Source organism: Streptomyces sp. NRRL F-5650, assembly GCF_000721365.1.
Lineage (GTDB): Bacteria > Actinomycetota > Actinomycetes > Streptomycetales > Streptomycetaceae > Streptomyces > Streptomyces ardesiacus.
Window position 1 is genome coordinate 303,558 of the sequence record NZ_JOGV01000001.1, and the last position, 15,580, is coordinate 319,137.

General features: G+C 74.9%; 17 protein-coding genes. 6 read left to right on the plus strand and 11 right to left on the minus strand.

The window, feature by feature from the left end; genetic code table 11:
- Window positions 1–10: 10 nt before the first annotated feature.
- The 3 genes from IG88_RS0101410 to IG88_RS0101420 form a co-directional block, all read right to left on the minus strand.
- Window positions 11–820 (minus strand): polysaccharide deacetylase family protein, encoded by an 810-nt coding sequence (locus IG88_RS0101410; RefSeq protein WP_031033957.1) that lies wholly within the window; start codon window positions 818–820, stop codon window positions 11–13.
- Window positions 821–962: 142 nt separating this feature from the next.
- Window positions 963–1,865, minus strand: a complete 903-nt coding sequence (locus IG88_RS0101415) for a DMT family transporter (RefSeq protein WP_031033960.1) — start codon at window positions 1,863–1,865, stop codon at window positions 963–965.
- A gap of 16 nt (window positions 1,866–1,881) precedes the next feature.
- The gene (locus tag IG88_RS0101420; protein ID WP_031033962.1) at window positions 1,882–2,736 is read right to left on the minus strand and encodes an SDR family NAD(P)-dependent oxidoreductase; all 855 of its coding nucleotides are present in this window, start codon (window positions 2,734–2,736) and stop codon (window positions 1,882–1,884) included.
- Between the two features lie 274 nt (window positions 2,737–3,010).
- Here IG88_RS0101420 and IG88_RS0101425 point away from each other — a divergent pair, with 274 nt between their 5' ends.
- From IG88_RS0101425 to IG88_RS0101435, 3 genes are all read left to right on the plus strand, one after another.
- Window positions 3,011–4,102, plus strand: a complete 1,092-nt coding sequence (locus tag IG88_RS0101425; protein WP_037835202.1) for an MGDG synthase family glycosyltransferase — start codon at window positions 3,011–3,013, stop codon at window positions 4,100–4,102.
- Between the two features lie 73 nt (window positions 4,103–4,175).
- Window positions 4,176–4,580, plus strand: a complete 405-nt coding sequence (locus IG88_RS0101430) for a DUF2267 domain-containing protein (RefSeq protein WP_031033967.1) — start codon at window positions 4,176–4,178, stop codon at window positions 4,578–4,580.
- A complete protein-coding gene (locus IG88_RS0101435; RefSeq protein WP_031033969.1) occupies window positions 4,577–5,068 on the plus strand; it encodes a DUF1360 domain-containing protein in 492 nt (163 codons plus the stop codon). Before IG88_RS0101430 ends, IG88_RS0101435 begins: the two co-directional genes overlap by 4 nt.
- A 68-nt stretch (window positions 5,069–5,136) precedes the next feature.
- Here IG88_RS0101435 and IG88_RS0101440 read toward each other — a convergent pair whose 3' ends face one another.
- The gene (locus IG88_RS0101440) at window positions 5,137–5,535 is read right to left on the minus strand and encodes a DUF5997 family protein (protein WP_031033973.1); all 399 of its coding nucleotides are present in this window, start codon (window positions 5,533–5,535) and stop codon (window positions 5,137–5,139) included.
- Between the two features lie 58 nt (window positions 5,536–5,593).
- Between IG88_RS0101440 and IG88_RS0101445 the strand changes: the two genes are divergently transcribed.
- Window positions 5,594–6,397, plus strand: a complete 804-nt coding sequence (locus tag IG88_RS0101445; protein ID WP_031033975.1) for a LysR substrate-binding domain-containing protein — start codon at window positions 5,594–5,596, stop codon at window positions 6,395–6,397.
- A 23-nt stretch (window positions 6,398–6,420) separates the two neighbouring features.
- Here the strand turns inward: IG88_RS0101445 and IG88_RS0101450 are convergent, their stop codons facing one another.
- The 3 genes from IG88_RS0101450 to IG88_RS0101460 form a co-directional block, all read right to left on the minus strand.
- Window positions 6,421–7,167 carry a DUF4142 domain-containing protein gene (locus tag IG88_RS0101450; RefSeq protein ID WP_031033976.1) on the minus strand — a complete coding sequence of 249 codons (747 nt, stop codon included), beginning with the start codon at window positions 7,165–7,167 and terminating at the stop codon, window positions 6,421–6,423.
- An 84-nt stretch (window positions 7,168–7,251) separates the two neighbouring features.
- Entirely contained in the window at window positions 7,252–7,944 is a 693-nt protein-coding gene (locus IG88_RS0101455) for an HAD family hydrolase (RefSeq protein ID WP_031033979.1), read from the minus strand.
- A 29-nt stretch (window positions 7,945–7,973) separates the two neighbouring features.
- The gene (locus IG88_RS0101460; RefSeq protein WP_031033981.1) at window positions 7,974–8,450 is read right to left on the minus strand and encodes an Lrp/AsnC family transcriptional regulator; all 477 of its coding nucleotides are present in this window, start codon (window positions 8,448–8,450) and stop codon (window positions 7,974–7,976) included.
- A 219-nt stretch (window positions 8,451–8,669) separates the two neighbouring features.
- Between IG88_RS0101460 and IG88_RS0101465 the strand changes: the two genes are divergently transcribed.
- Together IG88_RS0101465 and IG88_RS0101470 are read left to right on the plus strand one after the other, a co-directional pair.
- Window positions 8,670–10,193 carry an FUSC family protein gene (locus IG88_RS0101465; RefSeq protein WP_031033983.1) on the plus strand — a complete coding sequence of 508 codons (1,524 nt, stop codon included), beginning with the start codon at window positions 8,670–8,672 and terminating at the stop codon, window positions 10,191–10,193.
- A gap of 162 nt (window positions 10,194–10,355) precedes the next feature.
- On the plus strand, window positions 10,356–11,393 hold the full coding sequence (locus tag IG88_RS0101470; protein WP_031033985.1) for a lactonase family protein: 1,038 nt from the start codon (window positions 10,356–10,358) through the stop codon (window positions 11,391–11,393).
- A gap of 194 nt (window positions 11,394–11,587) precedes the next feature.
- Here the strand turns inward: IG88_RS0101470 and IG88_RS0101475 are convergent, their stop codons facing one another.
- From IG88_RS0101475 to IG88_RS0101490, 4 genes are all read right to left on the minus strand, one after another.
- Window positions 11,588–12,514 (minus strand): sirohydrochlorin chelatase, encoded by a 927-nt coding sequence (locus IG88_RS0101475; protein ID WP_037835159.1) that lies wholly within the window; start codon window positions 12,512–12,514, stop codon window positions 11,588–11,590.
- A 138-nt stretch (window positions 12,515–12,652) separates the two neighbouring features.
- Window positions 12,653–13,636, minus strand: coding sequence for an N-acetylglucosamine kinase (locus IG88_RS0101480; protein ID WP_031033990.1), 984 nt, complete (start codon window positions 13,634–13,636; stop codon window positions 12,653–12,655).
- Window positions 13,633–14,310 (minus strand): uracil-DNA glycosylase, encoded by a 678-nt coding sequence (locus IG88_RS0101485; protein WP_031033992.1) that lies wholly within the window; start codon window positions 14,308–14,310, stop codon window positions 13,633–13,635. The genes IG88_RS0101480 and IG88_RS0101485 overlap by 4 nt, the downstream gene beginning before the upstream one ends.
- A 70-nt stretch (window positions 14,311–14,380) precedes the next feature.
- Window positions 14,381–15,535 carry a WD40/YVTN/BNR-like repeat-containing protein gene (locus IG88_RS0101490; RefSeq protein ID WP_031033994.1) on the minus strand — a complete coding sequence of 385 codons (1,155 nt, stop codon included), beginning with the start codon at window positions 15,533–15,535 and terminating at the stop codon, window positions 14,381–14,383.
- Window positions 15,536–15,580 lie beyond the last annotated feature (45 nt).

Sequence of the window (15,580 nt, forward strand, 5' to 3'; positions counted from 1 at the left end):
GACGCTACGGCTATCCCGGCGCCGGTGACCGAAACGGCGCGGTCCGCCCGGTCCACCCACTCCGCCCAGTCCCCGCTGTCGAGGGGGAGTCTCCCGTCCCGTGCTCACCCAGCGGACCCACCGACAGGCCCGCCTCGCGGCAGTCGCGCACGATGTCCGGCAGCGCACCGAGCGTGGCCCGCCAGCTCCCGGGCGCGGAGGCGTGGTCGGTGTCGTGAAGGAGGACGGTGCCGCCGCCGCGCAGGTCCGCCGCGACGGTCGCGCGCACCGAGGCGGGCGTGGCGTCGTGCCGCCAGTCCTTGCCCCAGGCCGTCCACAGCACCGGCCGCAGCCCGGCCCGGCGGGCGGCGGCCCAGCGTCCGGAGGTGAGGATGCCGTAGGGCGGCCGGTACCAGCGGGGGGCCCGCCCGCCGGCCTCGCCGATCACCTGGACGGCACGCAGCAGACCGCGCGCGTCCCGCGCCGGCGACGGCCACCAGGGGCGGTCGTGGGTCCAGCCGTGGACGGCGAGTTCGTGGCCGCGCCGGACCAGCTCGCGGGCGGGAGCGGAATGCCGCAGGACGCTCTCGCCCAGGACGAAGAAGGTCGCCCGTACTCCGAGCACGTCCAGCGCGTCGAGGAAGAGCGGTGTGGACACCGGGTCCGGGCCGTCGTCGAAGGTGAGGGCGACGTGCCCCGGGGCTCCCTGCCCGGCCAGTCCGGGGAACCGTCGCCGGCGCAGTCCGGGGAGCCAGGTTGCGGCCGGTCCGATGTGGGCGAGTGCGGCGGCGACCGGTGCGGCGGCGTACACCACCCGTCCGGTGGGAAACCTCTGACGCATCCGTGGTGCCTCCGGCCCCTCGAGGTCGCTGATCGTGGTGTGCTCGTCGGTCCGCTGCTCCCGGTCCGCTCCTGCCGGGCCGTGCGGTGCCGTGCCGTGTGTCCGGGTGCCGGGCTGTTCAGTGCCGCACCTTACGTCCGGGTCAGGGCCCGGGCCCTGGTCCGTCCCGTGCCGCCGGTGCCGTGTCCCAGGCGCCGTGGACGGACGGGGCCCGGGCCAGTCCGATGCTGCCGAGGCCGATCAGGGCCACACCGATCAGCTCGGGCAGCACCCGCACGCCGAGCAGGATCTCCTCGCCGAACAGGCCCCAGCCCAGGGCGACGCTGGTCAGCGCGTCGCCGAGGGTCAGCGCCGGTTGCGAGGCCGCCAGGGTGCCCGCCCGCAGGGCGCTCTGCAGCAGCAGGAAGCTGGCCCCGCCCACCACCGCCGTCGCGTACGGCGGCCACTGGGTCAGCACCGCGCCCACTCCCTGCGGGAGCCGTCCGGTCAGTTCCTTGAGCAGTGCCGCCGTCCCGCCGAACCCCACCGCGGACGCCGATCCGAACAGCGCCGCGCGGGGCGAGCCCCGCACCATGCTGCCGACCGACGCGAGGACCGTGATCAGGACGAACAGCGCCAGTCCCGTCCAGATCCAGCGGCCGGCGGTGGCGGTGTCGTGCCCGGGCGACGGAGCGGCGGCGCCCAGGAAGAGGGCGAGCCCCACGGCCAGCGCCACGAACGCCAGCCAGGTCCGCGAGTCCGGCCGCCGGTGGAAGACCGCGCTGCCCACCACCAGCGTGAAGAGCAGTTCGGTGGCCATCAACGGCTGGACGACGGCCAGACTGCCCACCGCCAGAGCGGACGCCTGCAGCACCGTCGTCAGCGCGAGCAGCGCCGCGCCGCCGACCCAGTACCGGTCGCGCACCATCCGCAGCAGCGAGCGCAGCGCCGTGTGCCGGGCCCCCGCCCGGTCCTCGTCCTGCGCCGCCGCCCGGCGCTGCAGCACGGACGCCGCCGCGTTGGACAGCGCCGCGAACAGGGCGAGGACGACGGTGAGGACGCTCACCGCGGCCGGCTCCCGGTCATCCGAACCGAGCGGCCAGCCGCCGGTACAGTCCCGGCGCCGTGCCCCGCACCCGGCACGGCAGCCGAAGCCACGAAGGCACGTACACCTCGTCGCGGCCCCGTACCACCGCGCTGCGCACCGCCTCCGCCACGCGCTCGGGAGGCACCGGACGCGGCCTGGACCGCTGGTAGGGGGCGCCGCGGCGCTCGAAGAACGGGGTGTCGACGACACCCGGCACCACGTGGGTGACGCCCACGCCGGTGCCCCGCAGCTCGTAGCGCAGCGAGTCGGCGAAGGCGCCGATCGCGGCCTTGGCGGCCGAGTACACGGCCTCGTCGCGCACCGCGACACTGCCCGCCAGCGACCCGATGAGCACCACCCGCCCCGAGCCCGCCGCCACCATCCCCGGCAGCAGCAGCCGCACCAGGCGCAGCGTGGCCAGCACGTTGATGTCGAACACCTCGTCGATCGTGTGCGGGGGCATGTCCAGGAACTCTCCGGCCCAGCCCACCCCGGCCCCGGCCACCAGCAGGTCCACCGGGCCCGAGGTGGCCGTCGCGAAGTCGGTGAGCTGCCGGTCGGCCCCGGGAAGGGTGAGGTCCGCCGCGAAGGCGGTGGCCGAGGTGTCGTCCGCCACCTGACGCAGCCGTACCGGGTCACGTCCGGTGAGCACCAGCCGCCAGCCCTCCTCGTCGCCCAGCCTGCGGGCCACCGCCGCGCCGATCCCGGAGGACGCCCCGGTCACGAGCGCCGTACGGGTCCGCGGGTCCCGCATCCCGACGGGCCGCCGCCTGGGCCTCGCGTCGTCCGCGTCGGGTGCGACGACCTGAGGAGCGGAGACGGGACGGGGACGGGAGAACACATGGACCATGAGGACCACCTTGGCTCGGGGCGGCACCGCGAAGCGGCCGACCAGGGGGTCGGGCTTCGCCGTCCGGCCGGACGGGCGGTCACGGAGTATCCCCGGCAGGACATCCGAAACACCCCTGTATACGGCGGTTCGTTACTGCGCGCGCAGTGGTTTGGAACCCGCCGCCCCGGCAACCTGGTCCGCTGTGCACCCACGCAGCTCCTCGGAGCCCCGCCACCGCGGCACCCGGCACGGTTCCCGGGACGGCAGACGCCTGCTGGTGATCAGCGCGAGCATGGGCGCCGGCCACGACACGGTCGCGGCCGAACTGGCCCGCCGGGCGCGCGAGCGCGGCGACGCCGCCGAGGTCGTCGACGTCCTCGCGCTCCTGCCGTACGGCCTGGGCACGCTCCTGAGGTGCTTCTACCGCGGGTCGGTACGGCACTTCCCCTGGGCGTACGCGGCCCTGTACCGCCTCTTCCTGCGGCCCGGGGGCGGACGCCGTCCCAGTGGGACACCGCTGGCCCGGCTCGCCGGGGGCAGACTGCGCGAGCTGGCCGAGCGCACGGGCGCGGACGTCGTCGTGCCCGTCTTCCACCTGGGGGCCCAGCTCACCGGCCACCTCAGGGAGCGCGGGCTGCTGACCGCGCCCGCCGTCGTTCTCGTGATCGACTTCGAGGTGCACCGGCAGTGGCTCCACCCCGGCAACGACCACTGCCTGTGCCTCACCGAGGACGCGGCGCGCGAGGTGCGGGGGAGCACCGGCGGCCCGGCCGGAACGTGCGTTCCCGTGGTGGCGCCGGAGTTCTCCGCCGGGCCCGCCGGGGTGCGGGGGACGGCCGAGTGGCGGGACCTGTTCGAGCGGCTGGGCCCCGGGCGGCCACCCGTGGTGCTGTCCGCCGGTGCCTGGGGCGTCGGTTCGCACCTGGACGCCACGGTCCGGCTCCTGACGGACCACGGCTTCCTGCCGGTCGTCCTGTGCGGCGGCAACCGGCGGCTGCGCCGCGCGCTGTCCGGCACACCGGGCGTCCTCGCCCTGGGCTGGGTGACGGACATGCCCGGCCTCCTCCACGCCGCCCGCGCGCTGATCGACAACGCGGCGGGGCAGACCGCCGTACAGGCGCTCGCGGCCGGGCTGCCGGTCGTGGGCCACCGGCCGATACCCGGCCACGGTGCCGACGGCGTCCGGCGGATGGCCGCGCTGGGCGTGTCCGAGGTCGCCGAGGACGAGACCGCGCTGCTGGAGGCGCTGCGGCGGCTCACCGCACCGGGCCCGGCCCGCGAGCGGCGGATCGCCGCCGGCCACGCGCTGTTCGCCGGGAACGCGGACGCCCTGGCCCGGGTGACCGACGTCGCCGACGCCGCCCGTGCGCGGGTACGGCACTGAGCACGCGCCCGTTTCCCCGCCCGGCCCGGGGGCACCCGCCCCGGAGCGCGAACCGGCACTAGGAGGCGACGCCGTGCGGCTCGACGATTTCCTGACCCGGGTCCGCGACCGCGGCGAGTTCCACAGCGACGACGAGGCCGAACAGGTCACCACGGCCGTCCTGTGGGTGATCGCGTCCCGCGTTCCGCCCGAGGCTGCCGCCGCTCTGGCCGCCGACCTGCCCGCGCCGCTGGACGACGCGCTCCGCCTGGAGCGCGGGCGCCCCGAGACCTTCGGCCGCGACGAGTTCCTGCGCCGGGTGGCCCAGCAGACCGGCGCCCGTCCGCGCACCGCCGAGTGGGACGCCGGCGCCGTGCTGGCCACCCTCGCCGAGGCGGTGCCCCGCGCACGGGTCGACCAGCTCCTGGCCCACCTGCCGGCGGACTGCGCCGACCTCTTCGGCGGCCCGGTACCCCACCGAGAACGGAGACACCCATGACGGACGTTGAGCAGCGCTACGCCGACGGGGAGGAGACCCCCCTCGCCGGCTACGCGACGCTCGCGGCGACCTTCGCGACGAGCGTGGGCGTGTTCGCGGCCACGGTGTGGCGCCGCGGGGTCCGGCTGCCGGACACCGTTCCCCCGTGGGACGTGGCCCTGCTGGGAACGGCGACGTTCAAGGCGTCCCGGCTGCTGACCAAGGACAAGGTCACCAGCTTCCTGCGGGCTCCCTTCACCAGCCGGGAGGGCCACGGCAACGCCAACGAGGTGATGGACGCCGGGCGCGGCACCGGTCTGCGCCGTGCCGTCGGCGACCTGGTCTCCTGCCCGTTCTGCACCTCGGCCTGGGTGGCCGGCGCACTCGTCGGCACCTACGCCGTCGCACCCCGGGCGGGGCGGCTGGTGTGCGCGGGCCTGAGCGCGGTCGTGGTCTCCGACGTGCTGCAGTACGCGTGGAGCCTGACGGCACAGAAGGCCGAGGAGTGAACCGCCCGACCCGCCCGGCCGGGCGGGTCGGGCGGTTCACGGTTCATACGGCGGGGCGGGTGGACCGGTCAGTCGCGCTCGGCACGTTCGGCACGCTCGGCGTGCAGCTTCTTCACGCGCGCCGCCTCCTTGCGCACGTCGGCCTGGACGGCCTGCTCCCGCTCCAGCCACTCCGGACGCTCCTGCTTCAACACGTCGATCTGCTCCGTGGTGAGCGGTTCGGCGACGCCGCCGCGGTGCAGGCCCGCGATGGAGACGCCCAGCTTGGCCGCCACCACCGGCCGCGGGTGCGGACCGTCGCGCCGCAGCTCGCGCAGCCAGGCGGGCGGGTCGGCCTGGAGCGCGTTCAGTTCGGCGCGCGTGACGACGCCCTCCCGGAACTCGGCGGGAGTGGCCTCGAGGTACACACCCAGCTTCTTCGCCGCGGTCGCGGGCTTCATGGTCTGGGTGTTCTGGTGCGACGTCATGCCGTCAAGGGTATCGATCGTGTGAGTGGCTCCCGACCACGCCCGGTAACCTGGCGGGGTGACAGGCTCGGAAGCTCCCCCCTCGTTCCGGCTCGCGTACGTCCCGGGGGTGACGCCCGACAAATGGGGGCGCATCTGGAACGAGCGGCTGCCCGACGTGCCCCTTTCCCTGACCCAGGTCCCGGCCGCGGAAGCGGGCGGCGTGCTGCTGGGTCGCGACGCCGACGCCGGGCTGGTGCGGCTGCCCGTCGACCGGACCCTGCTCAGCGCCATCCCCCTCTACACCGAGACCACGGTCGTGCTGATCCCCCGGGACCACCTCGTCACCGCTGCCGACGAGGTGACCGTCGAGGACCTCGCCGACGAGATCGTGCTGCACCCCCTGGACGACGTCCTCGGCTGGGAGCGGCCGCCGGGCAGGCCCGCCCTGGAGCGTCCGGCCACCACCGCGGACGCCGTCGAGCTGGTGGCTGCCGGGATCGGCGTGCTGCTCGTCCCCCTGTCGCTGGCCCGGCTGCACCACCGCAAGGACCTCACGTACCGCACGGTCACGGACGCGCCCGAATCGAGCGTGGCCCTGTCCTGGCCGGAGGACGCGCACACCGACCGCGTCGAGGACTTCATCGGAATCGTCCGGGGCCGGACCGTCAACAGCACCCGCGGCCGGCAGCCCGAACCGGCGCGGGCCAAGGGCGGGAAGGCCGCCGGACGGCAGAGCGGCGACGCACCCCGGCGCGGCACCGGCGGCAGTGGCGGCAACGGCCGGACCGGCACCCGCACCGGCGGCAACGGCCGGGGCGGAGGTGCGGGCAAGGGCAGGGGCAGGCCCGGGGGACGCGGCAGCAGGCCGCGCCACCGCTGACCGCGACGGCAGGCGGCCCCCGGTCAGCGGACCGTCGGGCTCGGCGCCGGTGTCGGCGCGGAGGTGTTGACCTCCAGCCCGGGCGGCGCGGTGAGCGAGAGCACCGGCTCACCCGGCTGCGGAGCCGGGGGCGTGAGTTGCACCTTGGGCAGGTTCGGCGGGGCGGTCTGCTGGAAGTTGACCTGGTCGAAGTTGACCAGCCCGGTCTTCTCCAGCACGGTGATGTGGTCGAGCACGGTGTCGTTGGCCTGGTCGGCGAGCTGCCGCACCAGGGAGTTCTTGGTGTTGGCGCGGATCCTGGCGATGGCCGGGAAGATCTGGCCGTGCGTGATCCGCATGATGTTGACCGCGGTGGTGTCGAACTGCTTGCCCGTGGTCCCGTCCACGGTCGACACGAACTGCTGCTGTTGCGGGGAGGCCAGGTTGGGCAGGGTGATGCCCAGCTCCGGCGCGATCCTGCGGCAGGTCGCGTCCAGCCGGGAGTGGCCGACGACCAGGTGCTCACCGGCCTCCCGCATCTCCGGTGTCGTCCCCCGCTCCATGGCCAGCAGTCCCAGCGGGTGCTCCCACAGTCCCGCGGCCCGCACCTTCACCACGAAGTCCCGGTCCTGCTCGGTGAGCGGCCCGTACCGCGTCTCGGTGACGACCCGGGTCTGGTCGCTGCCCGCGTTGCGCACCCCGAGCACGGCCGGGTAGGCGAGTGCGGTGAGTGTGAGGACCAGGGCACCGGCCACGAAGGCGGTCCCTGCCGTGGCGCGCGTGACACGCATCGTGCCTCCCGGGACGAAGACAGGGCTCGGACACCAGGAGGTACGGATGCGGGCGGTGTTCTGATCACCCTCCGGGGAACGTGCTCACTTCGTGTCCCGGCGCGCCAGCCAGTCGTAGGCCGCCCGCGCCGTGAACTCCTCCTGGCCCCCGCGCAGCAGCAGGTCCGCCGTGGCGAACTCCGGGGCGTCGGCCTGGTGCGCGACGTACGGGATCGCGATGCAGCGCATCCCGGCCGCGTGCGCGGCGGCGGCGCCGGGAGCGGCGTCCTCCAGGACCACGCAGCGGGCCGGTTCCGCACCGAGCCGCCGGGCCGCCTCCAGGAACACGTCGGGGGCCGGCTTGCCCCGCTCCACCTCGTCGGCCGAGACGACCGTGCGCAGACGGGCGTCCAGGCCGGTACGGGCCAGGACCGTCCCGATCGCCTCGGGCGACGAACCCGACGCCACCGCCATCGGCACGCCCTCGCCCGCCAGCAGCTCGACGAACTTGCGCATCTCGGGATACGCGCGGGCCGAGACGCGCGCGAGCTCCAGATAGTGGCGGTTCTTGACGGCGAGCAGTTCCTCGACCGGAGCACCCAGCCCGTAGCGCCGCCTCCAGTCGGCGACCGTCTCCTGGGTGCTGATGCCCACGTACGCCGCGTGGTCGGCCCAGGTGAAGTCCGGGACGCCGTACTCGGCGAGGGTGCGCCGGCCCGCTTCGTAGTAATTCGGTTCGCTGTCCACGAGCGTTCCGTCGAGATCGAAGATGACCGAGATGCCGTCGAGTGTGCTCATGGTGCCCATGGCGTCCAGCATGCCAAGGATCACCTGCGGGCCGAGCGTCCGATCGACTCCACGAGCGGCAGCAGCCGGTGCGGCACCCGCTCGCGCAGCGCCACCTCGCTGCGGGTGCGGACCACGCCGGGCAGGCTGATCAGCTTCTGCACCACGTCCTCCAGGTGCGCGTTGTCGCGGGCCACGACGCGGGTCAGGAGGTCACCGCCGCCCGTGATGGAGAAGGCCTCGACGATCTCCGGCACCGCCGCCAGGGCCTCGCCCACCTCGTCCAGGTGTCCCTGGGTGACCTCGATGTGCACGAACGCGAGCACCGGGTGGCCCAGAGCGGCGGGGGAGAGGGACGGAGCGGTGCCGGTGATCACGCCGTCGCGCTCCAGCCGGTCCAGCCGGGCCTGGAGGGTGCCGCGGGCGACCCCGAGGAGACGGGCGTACTCGCGCACGCTGGTGCGCGGCTGCTCCAGCAGCAGCCGCAGGATGCGGGTGTCGAGCTCGTCGACGGCCATCGCGCGTCCGGCCCCCTCTCGTCGGCCAATGGCTCTTCCATGGCTACCGGAAAGCCGTGATCACTGTACCAATGGCCCACTCGGCCGACGGCCTGTTGAGCCACTGGCGGGAGAGATGCTCCTATAGAGGTGTCGATGGCGCTGCGGACCTCCGCGGCGCCTTTTGCATGCGGTGACGTCCGGGCCGGTGGGCACGAGTGAACGAGGGGGCGGTAATCAGTGCTGAAGAAGGTGTTCGTGAGCCCGGACCCGGGACGGACCCGGCTGCGGTTCGCCGCCCGGGCCGTCCTCGGCATCGGGTCGGCCGTCGTACTGTGCGGGCTGGCCGGCACCTCCCTGGTCGGCGCGATCGTGGGCGGGCTCGCCGCCCTGCTCGCGCTGTTCACCGTCACCGACGCCACCGTGCGCGGCCAGGCCGTCACCACCGCGCTGCTGCCGGTGGCCGGGGTGCCCGTGCTCACCGCCGCCGCGGCGCTGCACGACCTCCCCGTGGTCCGGGACCTCACCTTCCTCGCGGTCGTCGGCGCGGGCGTGTACGCGCGCCGCTGGGGGCCGCGCGGGCACAGCCTCGGCGTGTTCGCGTTCATGACCTTCTTCATCGCCCAGTTCCTGCACGCGACCACCGACCGGCTGCCCGAGATGTACGCCGCCGTCCTGCTGTCCGTGGCCACCGCCGCGGCGGTGCGCTTCGGCCTGTGGTGCTACGAGCGCCGCCGGCCCGCGCCCGCCGTCCCCGCGCCGCCCGCCGGGACCGGACTCTCCCGCATCACCACCCGACAGGCCGTGCAGGCCACCGCGGGTGCCGGTTTCGCCCTGGTCGTGGGCCAGATGGTGTCCGGCGACCGCTGGTACTGGGCCGTGGGTGCCACCTGGTGGGTGTTCGTCAACACCACCTCGCGCGGCGAGACGCTGGTGCGCGGCTTCCGCCGGGTCCTCGGCACGGTCGCCGGTATCGGCCTCGGCTTCCTGGTCGCCGTGCCGGTGGCCGGTGCCCCGGTGCCCACCGCGGTGCTCGCCGCCGCCTGCGTCTTCGGCATCTTCTACACGGCCGCGGTCTCCTACACCTGGATGATGCTCTGCGTGACCCTGCTCGCCGAGTTGCTCTACGGCCTCCTCGGCTTCCTCGGTCCGGGCCTGCTCGCCCTGCGGGCCGCCGAGACGGGGGTGGGCGCGCTCGGCGCCGCGCTCGCCGTCCTGTTCGTCCTGCCGGTCACCACGCACGCCGTCACCGACGCCTGGATCCAGCGCGCCCTGCGCTGCGTCCACGCCTGCACCGCGGAGGCCGCCGCCCGACTCGCCGGGACCGAGGGCGCCGACCCGGCGCCGCGGGTGGCGGAACTGGAGCAGTTGCTCGGCCGGGTCAGGATGGCGGTCGCGCCGCTCGTCCACCCGCTGAGCCCCCTGCACGGCCGCCGGCGGCGGGCCCGGCGGGTCCTGGACCTGCTCGACGACTGTGCCCGGGAGATCCGCGGCCTCGTCGCCGTGGCCGCGGACCCCGAGGCCTCGCACGACGCCCGGCTGGCCGCCGCCTGCTGGCGTGTCGAGGCCGCGGTCGAGGCACTCACCGGCCGGGGCACCACCCCGTCCCCCGGTGTGGACCAGGGCGGCACCTCCCACGTCCGCGCGGGCGTGCCGCGCGCCACGGAGCCCGCGCTGGCCCACCTCCACGACCTGGAGCACGCCCTCGCCGAACTCGCCGCCCCCCTGCGCGGACCTTCCGGGTCGCGGCTGGCCGGAGCCTGATCCGCGTACTGTGCGGCCCACGGCACCCGCTTGGTCTAGACCGCAGGCGCCCGACTGCTACCGTCGCTTCCGGACGGACGATCAGGCAGGCCGGGGCATCAGGCGGCCGGCCGGGTCGGCACTCGACCCGGAGCCGGATGAAGCGGGACGGAAGGGGCAGCGGTGGCGGACGGCGGCAGGCGGCAGCGGCGGGCATACATCGGGTCGTTCACGGCGGCCGGCGGCCCCGGGATCCTGACGGCGACCGTCGCCCCGGACGGCGGGGCCCTCACGGTCGTCAGCGGCACGGACGGTCTGGCCGACCCCTCCTACCTGGCCCTCGCTCCCGACGGGGAGACGCTCTACGCCGTCAGCGAGACCGCCGAGGGCGCGGTGGCCGCCTACCGCGTGCGCGGGGGCAGGCCCGAGCCCGCCGGGCGTCCGGTGCCCGTCGAGGGGGACGGACCGACCCACCTGAGCCTGTTCGCCGGGCACGTGCTGACCGCCAACTACGGCTCCGGCACCGTCAGCGCCGTACCGGTCCGCGCCGACGGCACCCTCGCCCGGTCCGCCTCCGGCGTCCTGCGCCACACCGGCTCCGGCCCGCACGCCCAGCGGCAGCAGGGGCCGCACGCCCACCAGGTGCGGCCCGACCCCAGCGGACGGTGGGCCGTCAGCGTGGACCTGGGCACCGACTCGGTGCGGGTCTGCACTCTCGCGGACGGTGTCCCCGCCGTGCACCGCGAGGTCGCGCTGCGGCCGGGTTCGGGGCCGCGGCACCTGGCCTTCCACCCGGACGGCTCCCACGCCTACGTCGTCAACGAACTGGCGCCCACCGTGACCGTCTGCCACTGGGACGCCGCCGACGGCACCCTCAAACCCCTCACCGAGGTACCGGTGCTGCCCGGCGCCCCGACGGGCGACGCCTATCCCTCCGGCATCGCCGTCTCGGCCGACGGCCGTTTCGTGTGGACCGCGACCCGGGGCGAGGACGTCCTGTCCGTCCTTGCCGTGGAGCCGGACGGACTGCGGCTGGCCGCCACCGTGCCCTGCGGCGGGCACTGGCCCCGCGACATCACCGTGTCGCGGGGCTTCCTGTACGCGGCCAACGAACGCTCCGGAGACGTCACCTGGTTCGCCCTGGACCCGGCCACCGGCGTTCCGCGCCGCACGGGCTCCCTGGCGGTCCCGGCGGCCTCCTGCGTGATCTTCGCTCCGTAGCCGCGGGTGCTCGCGCCGCCCCACGCCGGTCGGGCACCGGCCCGTGGGCCCGGCCACCGAGCGGGGCCGGACACAAGGGGCCGGCGGTCATGGTGTGTTCGCCGGCAGGCCCGCGCGAAGGGGCCCGCCGCCCGTCTCCGGATCAGCGGGCCCCTTCGTACGGGCCTGAACGAACACGCGCACGCACGCGCGCCTCACCGAACCGGCGCCCCCTGTGCCTGCTGCGGCGAGATCCCGAGCGCCGTCGTGTACTTGGCCAGCGCCAGCTTGCCGATCGCCGGATACGGGCCGAGCGGCTCGGCGGTGGAGCAGCCCGCTTCCTTGGCCGCCTCCTCCAGCACGGACGCCTCGATCTCCGGGCCGATCAGGTACGGCGCGAGCGCCAGTTGCCGGGAACCCGAGGAGCGGAGCTGCTCGGCCACGGACGCGATGGAGCCCTCCTCGTCCAGCGCCGCCGCGATCACCGGCACGGCGAGGCGCGCGGCGAGCAGCATGCCGGTGATGCCGGCCGCCTGGACGGCCTCGTCACCGCCGACGGACGCCAGGATGATGCCGTCCGCGGCGGTGGCCACGGTGAACAGGCGGGCACGGTCGGCGCGGGCGAGACCGGCCTCGGAGAGCCGCACGTGCAGCGCCTCGGCGAGCAGGGGGTGCGGTCCGAGCACGTCGGTCAGCTCGGCCGCGATGCTGCTGTCCATCACGGCCTGCCGGATCCGGCGCAGCAGCGCGTTGTCCGGCCCGGCGAGCAGCGGCACGACGACCGCGACGGGGCCCTCGGGCTCCTTGACGTCCAGGCCGGCGGCGCGGGCCTGCTCGAAGCGGGCGGTGCGCTCCTCGGCGGTCTGGACGAGCACGGCGGACAGGGAGGGGAACTCGGCGTCGTCGTCCCCGTCGAGGTGGCCGATGCGGGCGTCGAGCCCGGGCAGCTCGGAGCGGGCGATGCTGATGACCTCGTCGGCGAGGCCGCGGGTGGCACTGCTGGGCGCCCCCGGCACCGCGAGGACGAGCGCCGGCGCGCCCTCGGGAGCCACCAATGGTTCGGGACGGCGGTGCCGTCCGGGCTGGCGGGGGCGCGGCATTCGTACTGGCAGGCCGGACGCGGGCCCAGTGGGGGAGCTCATGGCGCCGCATGTTACTGGTTTCCGGGGCTTCCCTCTTCGGGGAGGGTGCAGGTGAGCGGTATCCGTCCGGTTTTGTCTGATGAGTGATGTACGGATGGGCCGACATCGGCACGATTCACCTCGTCGGCCGACCACTTCTCAGCCGGCCGGGACGTTCGCCACCCACAGCATCCTGTCGTCCCCCGGAAGCGCGAGGGAGCCGTTCGCCAGGTCGGTCGCGATCCGGACCGAGCCGTCCAGCGGATCGCCCTGCGCGTCCGTCCGCCGCGCCTGAGGCAGCCGTTTCGCCAACTCCTCCTCCAGCGGCACGAGGAGCGGATCGCCCATCCTCAGCAGTCCGCCGGTCACCGCCACCCGGGGCTCGCCGACGGACGGGCAGACCGCGGCGGCCGAGTCGGCCATGTGCCGGGCGGCGGCCCGCAGGATCCCCGCGGCGACCGGGTCGGCCGCCGCGCAGGCGGCCACCTCGGGCGCGAAGGAGGCGAGGACGGCGGGCCGGTCCGCACGCGGGTACACCTGTCCGGGCAGCCCGGCCGCCGGACCGAAGCGTTCCTCGGCCCGGGCCAGCAGGGGCGCCGAGCCGTCCTCCCGCCCGTCGTGGGCGCGCAGCGCCGCCTCCAGACCGGCCCGCCCGATCCAGGCACCGCCGCCGCAGTCGCCCAGCAGATGGCCCCAGCCGTCCGCCCGCCGCCAGCGCGACAGGTCGGTGCCGACGGCGATCAGGCCGGTCCCGGCGGCCACCACCGCACCGGTCCGCGGACCGAGGGCGCCCACGTAGGCGGTCACGGCGTCGGCGGCCAGCGCGACCCTCCGCGCGCCCAGCTCCCGGGCCAGTGCGCCCGGCAGTTCGGCGCGCAGCGCGTCGCCCAGCGTGGCCAGCCCGGCGGCCCCGACGACGACGGTGTCGAACCGGGTCACCGCGCTCTCCTCGGTCAACGACCGGACCATGGGCAGCAGTTGATCCATGAGGTGGCCGGGGTCGATGCCGCGCGGACCGGTGCGCACGGGTTCTGCCGAGTCCCGCCGACCGCGGGGGCCGGCCCGGTCGCCGCCGACGGTGCCGACGACGACGCGCAGTCCCGAACCCCCGGAGTCGACGGCCAGGAAGCCGGTGCCGCTCACGGCAGACGCCAGTCGACCGGCTGACCTCCCAGCCGCACCAGCAGGTCGTTGGCCCGGCTGAACGGACGGGAACCGAAGAAGCCCCGGTCCGCCGACATCGGGGAGGGGTGCGCCGACTCCACGGCCGGCAGGTCACCGAGCAGCGGGCGCAGATTGCGCGCGTCACGGCCCCAGAGGATGGACACCATCGGCTTGCCGCGCGCCACCAGCGCCCTTATCGCCTGCTCGGTGACCTCCTCCCAGCCCTTGCCGCGGTGGGCCGCGGGTTTGCGCGGGGCCGTCGTGAGCGCCCTGTTGAGCAGCAGCACACCCTGCTGGGTCCAGGGCGTGAGATCGCCGTTGGAGGGCTGCGGGAGATTCAGGTCGGTGTTCAGCTCCCGGAAGATGTTGACCAGGCTGGCGGGCAGCGGGCGCACCTCGGGTGCGACGGAGAACGACAGTCCCACCGCGTGTCCCGGGGTGGGGTAGGGGTCCTGTCCGACGATCAGGACCCGGACGTCGTCGAAGGGCTGCTGGAAGGCCCGCAGGACGTTCGCCCCGGCCGGGAGGTAGGTGCGTCCGGCGGCGATCTCCGCGCGCAGGAACTCACCCATCGAGGTGATCCGTCCGGCGACGGGCTCCAGCGCCTTCGCCCAGCCCGCTTCGACGATTTCATTCAAGGGTCGTGGTGCCACGGGCGTCACCCTACTGCCGTACGGGTGACGCCGATCAACCGGTGGCCCGGGCCGGTCCCCCTGGTCCGGTTCACGCCACGACCGCGGCCCGCACGCACAGCACGTCCGGCAGGTGGGAGGCCAACTGCCGCCAGGAGTCGCCGTCGTCGGCCGACGCGAACACCTCGCCGTTGCGGTTGCCGAAGTACACGCCCGCCCGTTCCGCGTCGTCCGTGGACAGCGCGTCGCGCAGCACCGTGCCGTAGTGGTCCTCCTGGGGCAGGCCCGCCGAGAGCGGCTCCCAGCTCCTGCCCGCGTCCGAGGTGCGGAAGACCCGGCACCGGTGGTCCGCGGGCACCCGGTCGGCGTCGGCGTTGATCGGAAAGACGTAGGCCGTGTCGCCGCGGTGCGGGTGGGCGGCCACCGCGAACCCGAAGGTGGAGGGCAGGCCCTCGCCGATGTCGGTCCAGTGCGCCCCGGCGTCGTCGCTGCGGTACACCCCCCAGTGGTTCTGCAGGTACAGGCGGTCCGGGTTGGCCGCGTCCCGCGCGACCTTGTGCACGCACTGGCCGAACTCCGGGTCGGGATCCGGCAGGAAGACGGCGGAGACACCGGAGTTCGACGGTGCCCAGCTCGCGCCGCCGTCCGACGTGCGGAACACGCCCGCGGTCGACACGGCGACCGTCACCGACCTGGGGTCACGCGCGTCGGTCAGGACCGTGTGCAGCCCCTCGCCGCCACCGCCGGGCACCCACTTCGAGCGCGTCGGGTGTTCCCACAGCGGGCGGACCAGCTCGAAGCTCTCCCCGCGGTCCTCCGAGCGGTACAGCGCCGCCGGTTCGGTCCCCGCGTACACCACGTCCGGCTCGGCGGCCGCCGGGTGCAGTTGCCACACCCGCTCCAGCGAGGCTCCGGTGTCCTTGGGGAACTTGACGGCGGGGGCGGCCGGTTCGGTCCAGGTCCGGCCCAGGTCGTCGGAGTGGAAGACCGACGGCCCCCAGTGGGCGCTGTCGCCGCCGGCCAGCAGCCGCGGGGTGTCGCCGCGGGTGTCGAGGGCGACCGAGTAGACCGCCTGTGCGTTGAAGTAGGGACTCTCGTCGAACTCCCAGGTGCCACCCCGCCGGCGCCCGATGAACAGGCCCTTGCGGGTGCCCACGGCGAGCAGTACCTCGGTCATGCCGATCACCTCCGCGGCGTCCTCGTCGACGCCTTCGTCTCGGACACGGGCCAGTCTGCACCCACCCACTGACAGTCACCCCTGGAGAGGGTGTCGCCGCAGGTCAGGCCGGTG